This window comes from Kosakonia sp. HypNH10, assembly GCF_029850615.1.
GTDB classification, from domain to species: domain Bacteria; phylum Pseudomonadota; class Gammaproteobacteria; order Enterobacterales; family Enterobacteriaceae; genus Kosakonia; species Kosakonia cowanii.
In genome coordinates, this window is the sequence record NZ_JAOTIU010000001.1 from 300,392 (window position 1) to 317,283 (window position 16,892).

The 16,892-nt window shown below is 55.2% G+C and carries 23 protein-coding genes and 1 pseudogene; all 24 read right to left on the reverse strand.

All coding sequences use genetic code 11. From position 1 onward, the window contains the following. Window positions 1-5 precede the first annotated feature (5 nt). Window positions 6-353, reverse strand: a complete 348-nt coding sequence (locus N7V53_RS01530; RefSeq protein WP_279791728.1) for a zinc ribbon domain-containing protein — start codon at window positions 351-353, stop codon at window positions 6-8. 52 nt (window positions 354-405) lie between these two features. Continuing rightward, a complete protein-coding gene (locus N7V53_RS01535; RefSeq protein ID WP_279791729.1) occupies window positions 406-684 on the reverse strand; it encodes a DUF4035 domain-containing protein in 279 nt (92 codons plus the stop codon). Further along, window positions 684-1,073, reverse strand: a complete 390-nt coding sequence (locus N7V53_RS01540) for a phage tail assembly chaperone (RefSeq protein ID WP_279791730.1) — start codon at window positions 1,071-1,073, stop codon at window positions 684-686. The genes N7V53_RS01535 and N7V53_RS01540 overlap by 1 nt, the downstream gene beginning before the upstream one ends. Before the next feature lie 32 nt (window positions 1,074-1,105). Continuing rightward, window positions 1,106-1,525, reverse strand: a pseudogene (locus N7V53_RS01545) (hypothetical protein); the annotation flags it as partial. A 57-nt stretch (window positions 1,526-1,582) separates the two neighbouring features. Then, window positions 1,583-1,930 carry a DUF3168 domain-containing protein gene (locus N7V53_RS01550; RefSeq protein WP_187801660.1) on the reverse strand — a complete coding sequence of 116 codons (348 nt, stop codon included), beginning with the start codon at window positions 1,928-1,930 and terminating at the stop codon, window positions 1,583-1,585. After that, window positions 1,927-2,373, reverse strand: a complete 447-nt coding sequence (locus N7V53_RS01555) for an HK97-gp10 family putative phage morphogenesis protein (protein WP_279791731.1) — start codon at window positions 2,371-2,373, stop codon at window positions 1,927-1,929. Before N7V53_RS01555 ends, N7V53_RS01550 begins: the two co-directional genes overlap by 4 nt. Then, window positions 2,370-2,708 carry a phage head closure protein gene (locus tag N7V53_RS01560; RefSeq protein ID WP_279791732.1) on the reverse strand — a complete coding sequence of 113 codons (339 nt, stop codon included), beginning with the start codon at window positions 2,706-2,708 and terminating at the stop codon, window positions 2,370-2,372. Before N7V53_RS01560 ends, N7V53_RS01555 begins: the two co-directional genes overlap by 4 nt. 11 nt (window positions 2,709-2,719) lie before the next feature. Then, window positions 2,720-3,046: a head-tail connector protein gene (locus tag N7V53_RS01565; protein WP_279791733.1), complete on the reverse strand. Its 327-nt coding sequence runs from the start codon at window positions 3,044-3,046 to the stop codon at window positions 2,720-2,722. Then, window positions 3,043-4,086, reverse strand: coding sequence for a phage gp6-like head-tail connector protein (locus tag N7V53_RS01570; protein WP_279791736.1), 1,044 nt, complete (start codon window positions 4,084-4,086; stop codon window positions 3,043-3,045). Before N7V53_RS01570 ends, N7V53_RS01565 begins: the two co-directional genes overlap by 4 nt. After that, entirely contained in the window at window positions 4,083-5,417 is a 1,335-nt protein-coding gene (locus N7V53_RS01575) for a phage portal protein (protein ID WP_279791739.1), read from the reverse strand. The genes N7V53_RS01570 and N7V53_RS01575 overlap by 4 nt, the downstream gene beginning before the upstream one ends. Before the next feature lie 204 nt (window positions 5,418-5,621). Continuing rightward, entirely contained in the window at window positions 5,622-7,562 is a 1,941-nt protein-coding gene (locus N7V53_RS01585) for a phage major capsid protein (RefSeq protein ID WP_279791742.1), read from the reverse strand. Window positions 7,563-7,620: 58 nt separating this feature from the next. Beyond that, complete coding sequence (locus N7V53_RS01590) at window positions 7,621-9,279, reverse strand: terminase large subunit (protein ID WP_279791745.1); 1,659 nt, start codon at window positions 9,277-9,279, stop codon at window positions 7,621-7,623. 3 nt (window positions 9,280-9,282) lie between these two features. Next, complete coding sequence (locus N7V53_RS01595; RefSeq protein ID WP_279791747.1) at window positions 9,283-9,783, reverse strand: terminase small subunit; 501 nt, start codon at window positions 9,781-9,783, stop codon at window positions 9,283-9,285. A 177-nt stretch (window positions 9,784-9,960) separates the two neighbouring features. Next, complete coding sequence (locus tag N7V53_RS01600; RefSeq protein WP_279791748.1) at window positions 9,961-10,329, reverse strand: HNH endonuclease; 369 nt, start codon at window positions 10,327-10,329, stop codon at window positions 9,961-9,963. Continuing rightward, window positions 10,322-10,906, reverse strand: coding sequence for a hypothetical protein (locus N7V53_RS01605; RefSeq protein ID WP_279791749.1), 585 nt, complete (start codon window positions 10,904-10,906; stop codon window positions 10,322-10,324). The genes N7V53_RS01600 and N7V53_RS01605 overlap by 8 nt, the downstream gene beginning before the upstream one ends. A 173-nt stretch (window positions 10,907-11,079) precedes the next feature. Continuing rightward, window positions 11,080-12,540, reverse strand: coding sequence for a glycosyltransferase family 2 protein (locus N7V53_RS01610; RefSeq protein ID WP_279791751.1), 1,461 nt, complete (start codon window positions 12,538-12,540; stop codon window positions 11,080-11,082). A 190-nt stretch (window positions 12,541-12,730) separates the two neighbouring features. After that, on the reverse strand, window positions 12,731-13,177 hold the full coding sequence (locus tag N7V53_RS01615; RefSeq protein WP_279791753.1) for a hypothetical protein: 447 nt from the start codon (window positions 13,175-13,177) through the stop codon (window positions 12,731-12,733). A gap of 207 nt (window positions 13,178-13,384) precedes the next feature. Next, window positions 13,385-13,627 carry a hypothetical protein gene (locus tag N7V53_RS01620; RefSeq protein WP_279791755.1) on the reverse strand — a complete coding sequence of 81 codons (243 nt, stop codon included), beginning with the start codon at window positions 13,625-13,627 and terminating at the stop codon, window positions 13,385-13,387. A 775-nt stretch (window positions 13,628-14,402) separates the two neighbouring features. Further along, the gene (locus N7V53_RS01625) at window positions 14,403-14,603 is read right to left on the reverse strand and encodes a hypothetical protein (protein WP_094421144.1); all 201 of its coding nucleotides are present in this window, start codon (window positions 14,601-14,603) and stop codon (window positions 14,403-14,405) included. 74 nt (window positions 14,604-14,677) lie between these two features. After that, the gene (locus N7V53_RS01630) at window positions 14,678-15,133 is read right to left on the reverse strand and encodes an XF1762 family protein (RefSeq protein ID WP_279791758.1); all 456 of its coding nucleotides are present in this window, start codon (window positions 15,131-15,133) and stop codon (window positions 14,678-14,680) included. A gap of 3 nt (window positions 15,134-15,136) precedes the next feature. Next, window positions 15,137-15,601, reverse strand: a complete 465-nt coding sequence (locus tag N7V53_RS01635) for a lysis protein (protein WP_279791759.1) — start codon at window positions 15,599-15,601, stop codon at window positions 15,137-15,139. Continuing rightward, complete coding sequence (locus tag N7V53_RS01640; RefSeq protein WP_279792705.1) at window positions 15,598-16,053, reverse strand: lysozyme; 456 nt, start codon at window positions 16,051-16,053, stop codon at window positions 15,598-15,600. Before N7V53_RS01640 ends, N7V53_RS01635 begins: the two co-directional genes overlap by 4 nt. Further along, window positions 16,050-16,334, reverse strand: a complete 285-nt coding sequence (locus tag N7V53_RS01645) for a phage holin family protein (RefSeq protein WP_128482535.1) — start codon at window positions 16,332-16,334, stop codon at window positions 16,050-16,052. Before N7V53_RS01645 ends, N7V53_RS01640 begins: the two co-directional genes overlap by 4 nt. Further along, on the reverse strand, window positions 16,321-16,701 hold the full coding sequence (locus N7V53_RS01650; protein WP_128482534.1) for a phage holin family protein: 381 nt from the start codon (window positions 16,699-16,701) through the stop codon (window positions 16,321-16,323). Before N7V53_RS01650 ends, N7V53_RS01645 begins: the two co-directional genes overlap by 14 nt. Window positions 16,702-16,892: the final 191 nt, after the last annotated feature.

Here is a 16,892-nt window from a genome sequence, read left to right on the forward strand (position 1 = left end):
GTTTCTTATTCTTCTAGACCAGCCTTTTGCCTGGCCTCTCTTAAATATTCTTCATCAGATTTAATTAAATTTTCGTGGTTGCTTTTGTCAGTTAAATCACTTCCACAATGCTTACATTTAATTGCTTCAGATTTAATTAATTCGGCACAAAAAGGGCACTTTTTCATTCCCTCAAAAGCGATAAGGTTCTTTTCTTCGGTTTCCGCATCTTTGCGGATAACCAATGAATGAACTAATGCAATGATGAAAAGCAAGGTTCCATAAATCCACCACGCGAAAAAAGAATGCCCTTTGCTTTTAGCAATAAGAGCAGGAATAACGCCTAACACTGCAGCGATAAGAAAAAACTCCATGGATACCCCCTTCAAATAGAGGTAACAATCCTAATCTCTGAGGTTAAAAAAGTCACTTAGTTGCCTCCGTAAGCGCCTCCTCAAGCCCGGCAAACGGATCCTTGTCTGTTTGCTGCTCTTCTCCCCCCCACTGCAGAATGGCATCAGTTAACGGCACTTTTGCACCCTGAGAGCCATATATGGCAGAGACAATCTGCGCTGCCTGAATATCGCCACGGATATCGCCGACCGGGCTTATCCTGTCGTATTCAATCCACATCAGCATTTCACTTGCCGTCATGCTCTGCCTGAGTTCTGAAAGCGTGCGCCCCATGCGGAGCGCAAGCGACATCAGGAATTTAACGCCGGGGGTGGCGACTTTTCCCGGGCATCATCCCCGGATGCGATCAGGTCGAGCGCCTGTTTAAGCAGACGGGAATGCACGGGGCCATAGATGGCACGCACTTCCTCTTCATCGTCCCGGGTAAAAACCTGCTGTTTGTCCTCATCGCAGAGCACATCGAGAAAAAGCGCGACATCAGCGCGCAGGTTGCGGTTCGCGCGCTCCGACACCGAAAGCTCTTCAGCCCTGATATCGGTTCCGGCGATCTCCTGCCAGCGCAGCCAGGCTTCACCGGATGGCTCGCGCAGAACAACATTCACACCGCCCCATTCGGGCACGGTGACGGTTTTATGACGAAACCCGGAGTGTTTCGCCAGGGCAAGCTCTTTAATGGACATGATTTTCCTTACGAACCGGGTTCGATATTTTCAGGTTTGCCTTTCAGGCGCAGGGAGAAGGTGGCCGCGACCACGCCGTTGGTACCGGATGACCAGGTGTGCTGACGCACTTCAGCCAGAAAACGGAAGCCTTTACCGGACGGGAAGATCACCTGAAAAGCATACGTCGTGTCATTGTCATATGCGTCACGCAGTGCATCCTGTGCCGCATTTTTGAAGAAGTTCCCGGACAGCGAAATCTCCGACGGAGCCGGCAGGCCGTTGATATTCTCCTGTTCGGTCGAGCACAGGGTGGTGACGTCGATGTCCTGTTTCTGGCCACCGGTGAACTGGACCTCTTTGAGCGTGCAGCTCAGATCAAGATAGTCGGCACTTGCCATCGTATCTTTCGTTGCCGGCAGCGAAGAAATCAGGATCTTCGTTAACTGCGATTTTTCATAAAGTGCGGACATAGCTGTCTCCGGATATAAAAAAACCGCCTCGCGGCGGCTGGGATTAAGTGGTTGGGATTACTGAAGGACATGGACTTCTGCTGTTGCACGGCGCAGGCCTGTCTCAGGCTCGTAACCGCCGGTCTTGCTCATGCGGGTGAATCCCAGCGGCGTCAATGCGGCGATCGCCTGTTCACGCAACGCGCGGGCTTCATCCACTGAAGACGCGTAAACATCCACCTGCAGGGCTGTGTCTTCCTCCGCCGGACCGCAGAAGGTGTCGCCATAGGTCTGAACCACCAGCGTGAATGTGATCCACGGCGGCGCAACTGCCGGTTCACCCTGGGTGTTAAGCGGCACCACGCCGGGGTAAACCTGTCCGTCGGCCAGCGCGCCGATCAGCGAGTAAACATCGGCCTCGGTCATTTCGCCAGCACCCTGTCGATCGCGGCATTGGCTTCGGCAAAAGCGGCGTTTACCGCATCTTCCTCGCGGGCATCGTAGGCCGGGCGGACGAACGGCACGGGCGGCATGGTCGAGGTACCCATTTCGATAAAGCGCCAGTAGTAGGCATTACGCGGATCGCTGGCTTTCATCTTCTTGTCGCTGGCGCCGGTGCGCGGGTTGGTACCACGGATATGAACACCGGAATATATCGCCCCGTTGCGCTCACGCTGCGTCAGCACGACGATATTCTTTTTGAGTTTCCCCGTTTTCACCGGCGCACGGCTTACTGCCTCATCTTTGAAAATGGTTGCCCCGGCACGCGTGGCATCGCGCATCACCTTGCGGTTTTCTGCTTTGCTTAGCGTGGCGAGATCCTCCGACAAATCGAGCAGGCCGGAGAAATCGAGGCTGGTACCTATCATGGTTTTACCCCTTGTTTGCAGAGAATTTCGAGCTGAGTGCACCCGGCGTCCGGGATGGGCGGCCCCGCCACTTCCAGCGTCAGGCCTTTAAAGGCACCACTTTTAACACTCAGACGTGATGCGGCTGAAATGTCACTGCGATACCTGACCCAGACCCGGACAGTCGCTTCGGCTTTTTCAGCGCCGGCAGAGATGATTTCCCGGCCACTGATGCCTTTCACCTCAGCCCAGACAGTCTTTCCCTCCTGCCATTCCGGTTTAACATCACCGGAGGGGGTGCGGACGGGAACGGAATTCATAACGGTAATTTGGTCGCGCAAGCGCCCAGCGTGCATAACGCCTCCGGTCAGAGAATGGTGGGGCAGCGAAGATCGTAGATAAGCATTGTTACTGAGAACGGCAGTTCCCCCTGTTGCAGCTTCTCTTCCTCTTCACCGCCGCGGTTGCGGTCGAGCCAGCCCAGCAGCATAAGCAGCGCCGTCTGTGCGCGCCGCAGCGGCTCGCCCTCAATGAGATCACCATTACTGGCAACAATCCGGTCACGGCTGCCCTGGACATAAGCAAGAATGGCGGCGCTACCGGCCTGAATTTTCAGCTTAAGATCGTCATCACCGGCATCAGCATCTATGCGCAGGTGATCCTTTGCCTGTTCGAGAGTCACGAGCTCAATCACGTTTTATCCCTCCCGTCACGCCCGCGCTTGGTGGCAAGTGTCCAGCCTTTCGAGCCCGTTTCGCCGGGTTTATCCTGCGTCGGTTCGTCGCAGTGCCAGAGCGAACCGCCCCAAGTCACCGTATCGCCGGGCAGATAGCCCTGACCGGATTTGAAAACGCCCTGGTAAATCATGACCGGAACGTCAAACGATTTGGTTTCGCTGCCACCGCTCGCGCGGTTAACCGTCAGGGTGAAACGCCGCTGATCTGAGCGCTCAATGTCAACGCCCGCCACGCCATCCACCACACATTCCCAGCCGCGCATGCCATGCGTTTTTTCATAGGCGCGCCACAGCCCGCCGTTATGGGTAGCATAAGATCCGCGCGGATAACTTTTTCCCTCATCAATAAAGGGAAGCAGTTCCAGCGCCAGCGCGTCACGACCGTCCTCGCCATCTCTGGCCGGTTCGGGTGCAGGTAGTGCGGCAACAGCTTCGCTGACCAGTGCTTTGACGTCAGGCAAAACCGGCATTGATTCCGAAACAAGCGCCTGGAGCATCGGCTGCACATCGTCAGGCGTCAGGCTCCTGCCGTCCTGCGGTACCGGGATTGCCGCTACGGCGTCATCCACTGCCGCTTTCACGGCCTGTTGCAGCATGTCAGGATCGTAATCCTTTCCATCGCGGGGCACGGGCATCGCGCTGACCGCCCGATCCACCATCTGCTGCAGCATGGGCGCCACGTCGTCTGGTGTCAGACTTTTACCGTCCTGCGCAGGGGGTATGGCGGCGACGGCATCACTGACCATAGAAGCGATATCCGGCAGCTGCGGCAGCTCTGGCTCAGGCAGCTGAGAGACGACGTCCCTTACCATCGCCGACAGATCCGGCGGTTCTGCGCTTTTGATATCTGCGATGCGTTCTTCGAGGTGGGTGAGTTTTACGTCGAAGGCCAGTCGCTGTTCCTCGAGGCTTTTACTGAATCCTGCGCGCATTTCATCAAGGACAAGCCCGAACTCCTCCCCCAGCACTTTGATGAGAGTTAATTCACGTTCATTCATTTGGTAAGCAATCCTCTGAGCATGGCTTTTGCCGCCGCCTGCTCTGCGTCAGACAACGCCTTTCCTTCATCACTGACTGGCTGCGGCGTTGCGCTCTTTTTGCCGAACGGATCGTCAGAGGCATCGCGGCGCGCCAGCGCACCCAGGCTGAAATTCTGCTGCTGCAGATACAGTTCATCACCGCCCGTCACCGGCGGCAGGTTTTCACTGCGCCGCGCCTCATTCGGCGTGAGGATAGTGTTTTTGACACCTTCACCCAGCGTTTTGATACGGCGTTCGCTGTCCATACGCAGGAGCGCGCTGACGTCAAACTCGGTACCGGCGTCGTCTTCCAGTTCAAACGCCTCATCGAGAAGCAGCTCGATCGACTCAATTAGCGTCTGGAGACACTGCGAGTAATACTGCTGCTCCAGCGCCTCGATGTTGTCGTAGGAAGGTAGATCACCGACACCGGCTTTATAGGCCGGGACGTGAAACGTTGAGCAGACAATTTTTTCTGACATCTGCAGTTGCTCAACGACCTTCGCATCGTCAGCAGACATAGAAATGGGGTTGTATTTTGCGCCGTTACTCAGCAGCCCCGTTTTGCCTGCGTTTTCGCCTGTATAGCCCGTGTCCCAGTTCGCTTTCAGTTTCCGGGCATTTTCATCTGTGATGGTACCGGGCACTTCAATGACACCGCTCGGCTTACTGCCGTTGCGGAAAAAGTGTGCTGAGTTTTCCTGAATATGGTGGCCCTGCATCGCAGCCAGGCCAGCCGCGTAAATCGGTGAAAGCCCGATTAGCGGATGAAACAGGCAGTTGAAGCGATCGTGGATCACCTCGCGGGCGGGGACCGTTACAGAAGCCTCGACGCCCGTCATGTTGTCGGGGTTAATCTGGTAGAAAACAGACCCGTCATCCGCCACCAGCGGCGTCACTTTGTTCCAGTCCAGGATGCGCAGTTCGGTTATATCCCCGCGGGTATTCCGGATCTTCAGGGCGACCGTATTCCCGTGGCAAAGTTTCGAGTTGAGCCAGCACTCGAAAAACTGCATCCGGTTCTGAAACGCATTCGGGCGTCTGTAAATCCTCGCGGGTGTACCGCTGTTGTTTTCTTTCCAGATGCCGTTCGAGTCCCGTCGCATCAGCCGCAGGGGCATCTTTGAGATATCGCTCGCGATCAGCGATATGCAGGAAAACACGGCGTGAAAGGAAAGCACTGTCGTCGGTTTAATTTCCAGATTACGCTGCCAGGCCCCCGCAAAAGGCTCACTGATAAGGGACATCCAGCCGCCGCGATCTGATGGCTGCTGAAGTGCTTTTTCTCTTCTCCGGAAAGGATTCCACATCAGCCGTTCCCCGTATTATTTTTCTTTTTCCCGCCCCCCGCGCGCTTCGCGCCGGTGTACTCAGCCATGCCCAGCAGCACCAGCACCCTTGCACACGGATCGTCCACGGTCTTTTCGTCACTGGGTCGCGAGTCATGTGTGCGTTTCAGATACCTGATTTTTGCCATGCAATATGGCGGGGTTTCCCCCGCCCTCCTGAGTCGGTTAGCTGGTCTGGGTCGTGCCGTAGTTCACACCGGAAATCACCGCCACGGCTGCTGTGCGGCGACGCTTCCAGTTGATCCAGCGCTCGGCGCGGATAGCCACGCTGTTGGTCTGGAACATGGACACCAGCTCGGTTCCCGTGCCATTCACGCTGTCCCCGGTCGGATCGCTCTGCATTTCGAGCGAGGCTTCGCGGGACATATCTACGGCAACGCCACCGTCGTCGGCCAGGTAAATATCCGGTGCGTTGACGAGCACCAGCTGGTTGCCAACGTACTGGGAGACAATGACCGGGAGCCCCTGGAAGGTCCCGCCCAGCAGCGTCATTTCCGGATACTCTTTCTGGCCCAGCGCGTTTTTACGCATGGAGAGCGCCAGCGCACTGGTACTGGACATCAGCCAGACAGCACCATTCGGCTGCAGGCTAGCCGCGACAAACACGCCAAAAGCCGCCGCTGCGTCATCGTCCGGATTACCGGTGGACGGAATGCCGGCGATACCGTTGGTGACGGAAGCAGGCGAGACATTGGCTACTTCTGCCTTGGACGGGTTGATAAAGTCGGTATCGAGGCGGGCAATAACCGCTTCAGCCAGGGCGTTACGCACCAGCGCATCGGCTGCCGGGTTGGAGAAACGGATCAGCTCGTCGGTCAGCACCGCGATAGCGGCCACTTTAGCGAAGCTGAAGGTGATCGACTCAAAGTCGAACTTCGTCAGCGGTTTCGCCTTACCCTGGCCCACCCAGTTCGCGGAGCCGCCGGAGGTCTGTGCCGGAATACGAATGTTGAACGGCACCTGGCGCAGCGCCGGGATGTTACCCTGCCCGAAACGACCAATAATGGTCTGCGGTCGCAGGAATTCGACGAAGTCCTGTGCATATTCCTGGTATTCCACCAGCGCGCCCGCCCATTTCGGGTCGGTGGTCGTGCCTGCGCCGACAGCGGCTTTCAGAACGTGATGCAGCTTCGCATCGTCCGGATACTGCTTACGGGCAATTTCCAGCGCTTCGGAGCGGCTGCCGTTTGCAGCGGCCAGCGCTTTGGCGAAGCGGGCAAAGGCGATACCTTTTTCCAGCTTCGGCTCTACACGAATGATGCCCGGCGCGCTGGTCGTCACCGTACTGACATCGCCACCGGCGGCTTTGCTGACCGGTTTGGCAGTCTGGGCGATGCTGGATTCCATATCGCGCAGTCGCTTCAGGTGCGAGTCGACAGATTTAATTTCAGCGGAGGTGTTGTCGTATCCCTCCTCTTCTTCAGCATCCAGCGTACGGCCATCTTCGGCGGCCTTCGCCATAATCTCAGAGAGAGACGCCGCCAGCGCCGAACGCTTCGCTTCAAAGCTTTTGATTTGTTCTGCGATATTCATCGAACTGTTTCCTTTTTTGGTATTGGTTTTGGGTGCTGTAGCGCCAGCGGGCTGGGTCGATTTGACTACCGGTTTCTCATTGCCGGACGCGGCGAGTAACTGGCGGTCATAAGACTTCACGGTATTAATGGAGCATTCGGCATTCGCCGGAATGGTCACGGCTGAAACTTCAAGAAGGTCCCAGGACAGAAAGCGGATCCCGCCCTGGTCCAGGAACGAATATTCAATGGGGCGGAAGCCGATGGAGAGCCCGCGCACCAGCCCGGCCTTAATGGATGCCCAGGCCTCATCGAGCCGGGCAACCAGCTGGGAAGGCATATCCGCGGTGGGCTTTACCAGTTTTGCGGTGATCTGCAGCCCTTCTTTCACCATTTTGGGTGTACAGGTACCAATGGGCTGGGACCGGTCGTGCTGCCAGAGAAACGGTGTGTCGCTGCGAAACTTCGCGCCCTCCGGCTCCATAATGTCCCCGTCACGATCCGGCGATGGCGTGGAGGCGATGCCGGTAATGATCCGCTCATCCTCGTTTACCGCTTTCACCGTCATGAGGGTGCATGCGCGCTTAAGCGTCATTTTGCTGCCTCCTGAAACGAAAAAACCCGCCGGAGCGGGTTGTTGACTGACATAGCTGTCATATGAAATGCACCTGATAATCCTGCTTCTTCGCCTCAGGGTTCAGCGCCATAAGCGAAACGGCATTAAACAACGCCATAAGCGGGTCAATCTTGCCCTTGCCGCTGGCCTGCTTGGTGATGAGGATCGCATTGCCTTTTGGCTCGACGCGGGCATTGCCCACGCACCAGGCCATCATGGGCTGCCCGGCATGCACCAGCACGCCTTCGGCAAGCTTGCGTTCGGTCGTTTTTATCGCACCGCCAAGACGCCAGCCCTGACTGACGCCCACCACGGCATCAGCGGGGATCTCCGCCTCGATAAGTGCGTCGAGGATCTGCCCCACACCGGAGGGGTCAATGCCTATCTTGTCGAGAAGCTCGGCGGTGTGGATGCGGCTGACGTACTCCGCCACCTCTTCCGTGTCCTGCCCGACACGCTTCACAATGGTCAGGTCACCGGCTTTCACAAAGTCGTTAAACCGTGATTCCTCGCTTTTACGGCGCCGGATTGCTATTTCATGTGCCCAGGCATGACACCAGCAGAGCCATTCCCGCGTCTCGGCATCGCGCCCGATGGCACTGAATCCCAGCAGGTCATCAAGGCCGCCGCCGTCAATGCCGACCGAGATCACTTCCGCGCGCTGCAGCAAATCGGTAAAGCTCACCCGTCGCGCCTGCTGCTCCCAGAAATCGACGCCCGCCCAGCGGTCGCTGCGCAGGTTGAGACCAATTTCGATGTTGAGGTGTTTCGCCAGAAACTGCTGCAACGTGCCGTCAGTTTTCGCCTGGTTCTTTCGCAGGTTATCGGCGATCCACTCCGGACTGACGGAAAGGCCGATATTTGGGTTGGTAATATAGAAGTTCTCAGGCTGAAGATAGGCCCTGGTCTGGAGCATGCTGTCCGGGAATTCGTAGAGGATCCCCAGCGTTTTCAGATCGCTGATTTTGCCGTCTCTCACACCGCGCCAGTAATCCAGGCGCTCCTTAAATACGCCCGCCGGCGGTTCATCGCTCTGCGTGGTGAGGTAAATCACCCAGCCCTCATTACGCGATACCTGGCCGCCGAGAGCCTCCATAAACATCGCCTCTGCGTTGGCGCGTTTGCCGAAAAGCCAGAGTTCGTCGACGAGGATGCGGCCTGACTTCTTTCCGGAGACCGTGTCGGTATCAGCGGCCACCACTTTCAGGGTGTTCCGCGTAACCCGGTGGGTGATGGTACGGATATGATCCTGAATCTGGAACATATCCGTCAGTTCTTCATCCGCGCGGATCATGCCGGCAGCGGGTTTGAAGCTGTTGTCGGCCACCTCTTTTGTCGGCGCCAGAATGAGATGCTCCTCATCCTCACGCCAGCAGAGAATGAGCGCAGTCAGCATAATGCCGGCGGCAATCGTCGACTTGGTGTTCTTCTTCGATATCAGCAGACCGTATTCACGGATCAGCTGGTTACCGGTCTCGGCATCGTACCCGCCGAAGATGGCTTTAACGAAGTCGAACACCCATGCCTCGGAGCACTCACCGAATGTGGGCTTGCCCGGCAGATCGGTAACTCGGAGCTCGCGGAATATACTCAGCGCCTGTTCAGCCTGGTCAGCGAATATTGGCGGCGGAATAATGGACTCGCCGTCGATGAGGCGGTTTTCCCAGTCGGTGCAGGCCGTGGACCACTGCGCCATGGATTACCCCTCTTTATTGTTAACCACCAGCTTTGGCGGTGCCATGGATCCGAACTTGCTCGCGCCTGCGGCCACTTTTGCCGCAGCATTGCGCGCCTCTTTTTTGCCCGTCTCCCCTTTTTTAGGGTGAACGTAGGGCAGCATGGCCTTTGCCGCATCCTTCCGGGTGTCAATGTCCTCAGTGAAGTCGTTCATCACTGCCATCAGAAACTTGAGCGGATCGTCATACTGACCAGCTGCCGGCGGCACTTCTGGCTGAGGGATTTTTTCCGGGATGTTTACCGCTGGGGTATAAACATTTTTCCGGTACGCCGGCACCTCATCCACGGTGACGGTTTCTTGCTTTTTACGGGCAATAAAAGCGGTGACTTCCGGGTCTTTTGCAAGCTGCGACCCCTTTGACCGCGCGGATTTCTCCGAGTAGCCCGCCTTTACTGCCGCATCTTTCTGAGACATGCCGGACATCAGCGCCACCGCGAATTTTCGCTTCTGCGCTGTTAACATGTTTATACCCTCCAGAAGGGGATTTTTTCTCTGCGTGAGGGAGGGGGCGGTGTACAGGGTGATCGGCCTTTTTTTTGAGCCCTCCCCCCCCCGGTAACGAGAATAATTATCATTACAAATGAAGTAGTTACAAATGCAACCAACTATTAGGTTAAATGATAACCATTTTCATTTAAATCAAAATATGACTGTTCCCTGTCCGTCAGCCCCTTCGGGCACGGCATATTTCAGGGCTTCATCATCCGGACTGGCCGTAGCTGCTTCGCGCGCTGATTTTCCGGCGTGGCATTCCTTACAGAGCGTCCAGAGGTTGCGCTCAGAGTTGTCGCCGCCGAACTGCAGCGCGATGCGGTGGTCAAGCTCACTCTCATGCAGATCAACAGCGCGTGAGCACATACAGCAATGCCCTCCGTCGCGTACCCACAGCCGGCGCTTAAGCCCGACGCGCACACTGCCACTGATACGCCGCTGCTCACCGTAAACAGGTTTGATGCGTCGGGTGTCCATGACCTTAAGCCGGGGTTTCAGGGTCGTTAGCTTAGCCATGTAACCTCCATGCCCGTCGCCGCTCGTGGCGGGGCTGACAATCGGGATGCCTCTCAACGGGATCACCGTCAGCATGGTCCACCAGTGAGCAGCAGGGATAGATAACCGGGCCGCCGCAGGCATCGCCCACGGCGAAGTCAGCAGGCTTACCCGCGTCCCAGCGTGACAGCAGGTCAGGTAACAGTGCCGGCGGCACGCTGTAGCAGACAGCATGCATGAGACGCTGCATAGTGATGTGATCGGCACGGATGCGATCAGCAGCAATGAGCTTTGTCGCTATCTCAAGCTGGTACTGCGGCGGGCGGCCGGTGCCAAGGTAGAAAGAACAGAGCTGGTCAGGAAAGCAGTCCAGCCAGTCAGCCACCTTTTCCGCAAACCCCGCAACTGGCATCGCGTCATCTTCCAGAACGACCACACGGCAGGCTTGTGCTGCTGCCCACTCCAGGGCGCGGCGGTGGTTCCAGTTGGCACCCCTGTCGTGCTCGTCAACCAGCAGGTGAGCGCCAAGAGAGTCAGCCAGCCTTTCGGCCTGCTCTCGCCGGGCGTGGTGCGCGACCACCACATACTTAATTTCCATCGGTTTTTACCATTGGCTTTGGCCTGCACTCACTACAGAATTTTAAAGGAGGCTTAATGTTCTTTCCGCAGCGATGGCATTCTGAAGGGCTTCGAGGATTGCGAGGGGCGAATACAAAAATCAAGAGAGCTATCACTGTCAGGATAAAGCTGATTGCCGTTCCCATTCTTGCCTCACTTGTGTTTCCACCAGGCGCACTCTTTACCGATGCCTTCAGATTTGAAAATGGTATGCACCTGCGGCCCGGTCACGATGCGATCGCCAAAGCGTTTAGCCACTATGCCGAACGCCAGCATATCGCCGACCGCGGCCGGTGCTTTCTCTGTCTTCCAGAAGCGGTGACACTCCAGCAGGTAATAAAGGCGCACTATGGCGTGAGCAAACTCCATCACTTCAGTGCGCAGGCCGCCAAGCAGTCCGGCATTCAGCATCAAATCGTGGTGATGCTTATCGAGGAAGTCCTGATAGATGCGCTCCGGGTGGTGCTCGCGTGCCCAGGCATCGGCATATGTCTTGGGTTCAGAGCCGACATACACCTTGCCCGGCACCATATCTGCCCACGGCTCCCGGAGCATTTCGACATCGGTACCGTCAGTACACCAGACGAAATGATACTCAGGGTGATCGCGAAGGTGCTGCCAGATATGTAGCCAGCGCCGGAAGTAAACGTTCATCTTCACGGCGGGAACGCGACACAGTTCAACATCAGCCGGCGCGGTCGCCAGCTCATCAGCCAGCACTACCCGGCCGCAGCCGCGCAATGAATCAGCCCACTTCGCCAGCAGGTCAGGTGAGGCTGTCATTCTGGTACCGCGCTGCGGGTCTGGCTCGCTTGTCAGCAGCGTGGTGATCGCAACATTACGTTGCGGTCGATACGGGGCGTAGCCGGTATAACCGCTGTCGCGGCGCTCGTTGTGAATTCTGACGTTGCGCTTAACCTGCTCTTCCCTGTCCGGACGTGGTACCGAGCGCTCCACCAGCTCATGCTCATCGAGGGAGTGAATCAGCTTTTCAGAACCGACCACATCAGCGAACGCCCACGACGTTAGCCCGGCATTGTGGATGCGCAGGGCGAGATCGCTGTGCTCATACATGCCGCGACCGTAAACAGGATCGAAGCCGCCGACACGCTCAATCGCGCTGCGGTGGTAGTAGAGCATGACGCCGCGCTGGCCGGTGTAGGCGATATGCTGATCGTCGCGATACAGCACCGCGATATCGTTAAGCTTGCGGGCGCCAGCCAGATCGAGAAACTGATAAGCCAGATGTGGCTCGGGTGATTCGATGTAAGGCTGCCACCAGCCATCAGCGATCGGCCAGGCGTCATCGTCCCACAGGAAGAGATGCTCACACCCGGCATCCATCAGCGCGGTAAGGCTGGCGTTCTTCGATGCCACAATGCCCAGCGATTTATCGTGCCGAATCAGATTAACGCTGGCGGGCACCGCCGCTGGTGGCTGTGAGCCGTCATCAACAACAACCACCAGCGCGCCGGCAGGCAAATACCGGAGCTGGTGCTCCAGCGCCTGGCTTAGTACGCCAGCGCGATTATGTGTGGAAATGGCTATGCCGATACGGCTGGTGGCCGGAGTGCAGACAGGCGCGTACGGGACACCATCGATAGTGACCTGCATAAAGCTTCCTTTTAGATGTGAGCCTGTCGCATGGGACAGCCGCCCGAGACAGCAACTATCCCCAGGCTCACGACTGAAAAAATCCAGATTGTTGTGTACATGCGAAGCGCAATAAAAAAACCGCCCAGGGGCGGTTAGAATACTTATTACAGGGTTTGTATATTTGGATGTTTTACTCTCGCTCTCACTTTTAATTCAAAGATGATAAATATTTTGCAGCTTCATCTTTCTTTTTAGTTAGCTCTGCGATTTCGTGATCTGTAAGTTTATACGTAATGAAATAATGAGATTCAAACGTATCAGAACTACCTAAAAGGTGTGTTCTTACTAAGCTCATCAATTGGCGATAATCTAAGGCATCATCTTTATCTGCGAGAACCTTTGACAACTCAGTTGCTAAGTCTGGCGGAAGCCATAAAAATGCCTCATTAGTCAACTGCCTAAGTTTTCTTTTGTCTTGCGGATGGCTAACCCATTCAGCCAACAAATCTGCTACTAAAACAGCTTTAGATCTTATTTCATACTTTTTCTTTATAGATTGTTCAACTACAGATTTAAATACGGTTTGTAATATGTATATAGATAGAGCAATTATTATCGCCCAATCACCTAGATCATAATTCTTTAAAACATCCATTTTCATCTCCTTTGACTGGTATGTTATAAATCGGCATTATGCTGTGAAACTTTAATCATGTTGTCGAATATAGCTATGCAGATAGCCTATCTGCTCTGCCACTGCGGCAATTCGCTCTAAGGGTCAAGTAGATGCGATCAGTAGGGATTTTAGTCTGTCGATGTTCAGCATTATCACAGGCACTCAGTAAATGCCTGCTGTAATGCCTTAGCAGTCTGCGTCAGGCCGGGAAACTGCGCGGCATGCTGCCATACACGCGGTCTGCATGTCTGTTCTGGCAATGGCAGCCCAGCGAAGGTCAATGTCAGGAATCAGTCGACCAACGTGATCAAGCTCAGCCAGGAATGAACGGCTTGCATCTTTTAGTCGGTTCATTGCCTGCTTTTCTACAATGCTTAAGTCTCGCCCGTACTTAACGGTGCTGCTGTCTTGTGGTTTTGCTTCGCTCATAGATCCTCATTTAGTCACTACATGATGATGAAAGAACCCAGGATTACTCCTAATGCTTACCGCTTAAGCTTGCTGTATCAGGATATTGTGCAAAATTTAAAGCACCCCAACGTGGCTCCTACCCACACCAGGGGATAGCTCAGGGATGAGCTCGTCGTAGTTTCAAAACGTGACCGTTCAAATCAAGCATGTATTTATTGCGGCCCTCTCCTGGAGGGCTTTTTTTATACTCGCGCGACGCACAGCCAACCTGGCAACCACTGAACAACTCGTAACCCTCAACTTACCTCGGGCTTCGATGCCTTGAAATTCCCCCTAAATCGAATTGAAACGACGATTCAATATAAGTTTACATTTACTTAAATGGTGTTTAAGAAAATAAACTACTGCCTCTACCCAAAAAGGGTTAAAGGACTATTATCAACTCACTTGTAATGAAGGGCATTTGCCCTCCCTTCCGAAGTGCTGGATTTCATTTCGGAGGGGACATTTTTTCAAGCCCACCCGCAACATTCTGTCTGCTCTATTCAATCTGCCGGATGGCAGCGCGATCGATATTGCACTGCCCCACCAGCCCGTATAACTGCGCACTGAGTTGAACGCTCCCGAACGTCATACCGTCCGGCGTACTCTTCGCCGTCCTGAGCAGTGCTGGTGATTTCGTAGATGTCGGACATTTACCTGCCCTCTGTTGGTCATTATCGAAGCCACTGCTTGAATGGCTTCTGTAATGCCTGCCGCGTGGTGATGGCAACAAAAAACCGCCCAGAGGCGGTTAGTAATTTATTCCGTGGCGAGCTTTGAAATCTCGCTCATCGCGAGGATGAACCACCCCTAGCACACTAGATACTTGTATACCCTGGTGCTTTTCATTGAAGTACGCACGAGCTTCAGATTCCGAGTTGCCACGTGCGTAAAACTTTGACCATTGAAGAGCACTATCTTTCATTTTGAAATAAACAATGTATTGCTGCATAAGACTCTCCTTACTGAGTGCAAAGATGAGACTTTATCATCATCATGCGCACTCGCAAATGAGCCTTGTGGTGGTCACCGCGTCACTTCCCACAAGACGCGATCAACGCCGCCATTGCCAACCGGGTCGCGTGTCGCTTTCATCTTCACTGACGATCCAGCCCAACTGGAGCGAGCTGGAAGCGTCTTAACCAGTTCGAAACCAGCGGCGCGTAGTGATGCGCCCGATTCATCAGCCTGAGTGTATGTAATTAGCCTTTGGTAGCCCATGCCCCAGGCGGCACGACGGACGGCGCCATAGAGCATAGAGTTGGCATTTTTAGTGCCATCGGTGCAGGTGCGGTTTACTTCAAGCGTCAGTCCATCATCAAAATGACGGGATATTGGACGCCCAGCCATTGCCACACCAATCAATACGCCATTATCTTCCAGGCCAACACTGAATTTATGGCCTGCAGGAGGCTTATTGTGGCGATGCAACTCGCGGACGAAATCACATGCTCGGCGATACGTGATCGGAACAATCTCCACTTCTCACCTCATGCACTGTTCACGAACATATTGCTGCAACCCAGTCAGTTGCTGGGTGATGGTGCTAATCCGCTCTCTGAGGGTGAAATAATCCCGTTGAGCGGCGTCAGTAAGTCGGGCACCGGTGCCATCATCCATGCTGGCGGTGCCGGACGATCCGTTCGTTGGACATCTGGCGTTGAGCTGCAACCGACGCTTGCCAGTAGCAACATCGCGCTCAAGCTGATCGATAGTGGCTTTAGCATCTGCCAGTTCTCCCGTGTATTTGGCATCAAGTGCAGCAACGTCGCGCTGGCGCGTCTGCATGTCGGCGATTGTGTCGTTAGCCAGCTTCAGGTTGTGAGTGGCTCTATCACGCTGGTCTTTGAAGGTGATCGCGTTATTGCGGTAATGGTTTATCGTCCAGGCGAGGGACAGAATGCCAGCGAGTAAAAGCAAAGCCACAGCGGCTTTCCAGCTGGAGATCATTTTTTACTGTCCGAGAGAAACAGCGTACGCTCTGCCTCACGACGCCGCGTAAGGCCCGGCAGTACTTTGCCACCAGCCTTATTCCAGCGCGGGAACTCATCAGCAGCACCGGCGTAATCACCAGTGTTGAGCTTTTTCAGCAGCGTAGAGGTTGAAAGGGGCAGCGGGCCGAGGTTGTAGGCGAACGATACCAGCGCATCAAACTGACCCTGCGTCAGCTTCACCTTCACCAGCTTCGAAACGTCACTTTCGTAGCCCACCAGCCCGGTGCGTAGCAGACGCTCGGCGGTTTCTTCTTTGATGGTCATACCGAGTCGGATCGGTTTGCCGTCCACTGGCTGTGTCCAGCCATAACCAATCGTCAAAACGCCAACAGCATCCTTATACGCAGTGAGCCGCAGGCCTTCAAACTGCTTGATGAGATAAATGCCTTTATCGCTGATCCGCATTATTCTGGCCTCAGAACGTTAAACAGGCGCGCCACGTTGCCCCGCGCTTTGAACACTGCAGCGCAGATGATGAGATTCAACATGACGGTCGCCCAGTGGACGTGGAAATAGAAATCGAACATGAAACGGAACGGGACGGACGCATACGCCAGGATGATCACGTATGCCAGCCAGGAGGCCCATACGTTGTGCTTCCCTCCCGGCTTACGGAACATCATCAACCGGATCACGATCATCGTGCAGGCGGCGACGTTCGTCAGCACCAGTGGATCAGTCGTTACCATTGTTTCCTCCCCGCCACCTTTGCAGCAGTGACAGAGGATCCTGCTCACTGAAAAAGGTCAGCGTCTTAATGGCCAGCGCAGATAGCAGAACCGCGCCGAGAGCATCCAGAGGCTTGTCGCTGTAATGAGTAATGCTGGCGAGCATCGAGCCCACCAGCCCGGATCCGTACACACCTGCAAAGTACGAGACGACGAAATATGCCGTTCGCCGCGGCAAAGTCAGATCGGCGGCAGTTGCCACGTAGAACACCGCGCCAGCGAAAGCGCCAAAAACGACACCATAGTCGGTACCAGTCAGAAGCCCATAAAGACTGGCACCAGTTAAGGCGCTGGCCGCCGCAGCGGACCCGGATACAGGTTCGGACATTAAGCCCCCTCGTATTTGCTGTGAGTCCTCTCAGAACGAGGGGAAACAAAAAAGGCCGCCTGATGGCAGCCTCGAAAGTTGATGGTTAGGCTAGAACTGGCAAGCCTCTTTAAGCGTTAGCTTGGTTTTTGGGTCTGTAAAACCAGCCCATCCCGAAAGTCATAAGCGCCACAACAATACTAGCAATTACT

Bases quoted from the DNA above. Each gene is read 5' to 3' on its own strand.
- N7V53_RS01570 (WP_279791736.1), bottom strand. From the start codon at position 4,086: ATGAATGAACGTGAATTAACTCTCATCAAAGTGCTGGGGGAGGAGTTC.
- N7V53_RS01625 (WP_094421144.1), bottom strand. From the start codon at position 14,603: ATGCAGCAATACATTGTTTATTTCAAAATGAAAGATAGTGCTCTTCAA.
- N7V53_RS01650 (WP_128482534.1), bottom strand. From the start codon at position 16,701: ATGTCCGAACCTGTATCCGGGTCCGCTGCGGCGGCCAGCGCCTTAACT.
- N7V53_RS01620 (WP_279791755.1), bottom strand. From the start codon at position 13,627: ATGAGCGAAGCAAAACCACAAGACAGCAGCACCGTTAAGTACGGGCGA.
- N7V53_RS01615 (WP_279791753.1), bottom strand. From the start codon at position 13,177: ATGGATGTTTTAAAGAATTATGATCTAGGTGATTGGGCGATAATAATT.
- N7V53_RS01550 (WP_187801660.1), bottom strand. From the start codon at position 1,930: ATGACCGAGGCCGATGTTTACTCGCTGATCGGCGCGCTGGCCGACGGA.
- N7V53_RS01585 (WP_279791742.1), bottom strand. From the start codon at position 7,562: ATGACGCTTAAGCGCGCATGCACCCTCATGACGGTGAAAGCGGTAAAC.
- N7V53_RS01560 (WP_279791732.1), bottom strand. From the start codon at position 2,708: ATGCACGCTGGGCGCTTGCGCGACCAAATTACCGTTATGAATTCCGTT.
- N7V53_RS01610 (WP_279791751.1), bottom strand. From the start codon at position 12,540: ATGCAGGTCACTATCGATGGTGTCCCGTACGCGCCTGTCTGCACTCCG.
- N7V53_RS01600 (WP_279791748.1), bottom strand. From the start codon at position 10,329: ATGGCTAAGCTAACGACCCTGAAACCCCGGCTTAAGGTCATGGACACC.
- N7V53_RS01555 (WP_279791731.1), bottom strand. From the start codon at position 2,373: ATGATAGGTACCAGCCTCGATTTCTCCGGCCTGCTCGATTTGTCGGAG.
- N7V53_RS01590 (WP_279791745.1), bottom strand. From the start codon at position 9,279: ATGGCGCAGTGGTCCACGGCCTGCACCGACTGGGAAAACCGCCTCATC.
- N7V53_RS01535 (WP_279791729.1), bottom strand. From the start codon at position 684: ATGTCGCTTGCGCTCCGCATGGGGCGCACGCTTTCAGAACTCAGGCAG.
- N7V53_RS01540 (WP_279791730.1), bottom strand. From the start codon at position 1,073: ATGTCCATTAAAGAGCTTGCCCTGGCGAAACACTCCGGGTTTCGTCAT.
- N7V53_RS01530 (WP_279791728.1), bottom strand. From the start codon at position 353: ATGGAGTTTTTTCTTATCGCTGCAGTGTTAGGCGTTATTCCTGCTCTT.
- N7V53_RS01645 (WP_128482535.1), bottom strand. From the start codon at position 16,334: ATGGTAACGACTGATCCACTGGTGCTGACGAACGTCGCCGCCTGCACG.
- N7V53_RS01635 (WP_279791759.1), bottom strand. From the start codon at position 15,601: ATGATCTCCAGCTGGAAAGCCGCTGTGGCTTTGCTTTTACTCGCTGGC.
- N7V53_RS01605 (WP_279791749.1), bottom strand. From the start codon at position 10,906: ATGGAAATTAAGTATGTGGTGGTCGCGCACCACGCCCGGCGAGAGCAG.
- N7V53_RS01595 (WP_279791747.1), bottom strand. From the start codon at position 9,783: ATGTTAACAGCGCAGAAGCGAAAATTCGCGGTGGCGCTGATGTCCGGC.
- N7V53_RS01575 (WP_279791739.1), bottom strand. From the start codon at position 5,417: ATGTGGAATCCTTTCCGGAGAAGAGAAAAAGCACTTCAGCAGCCATCA.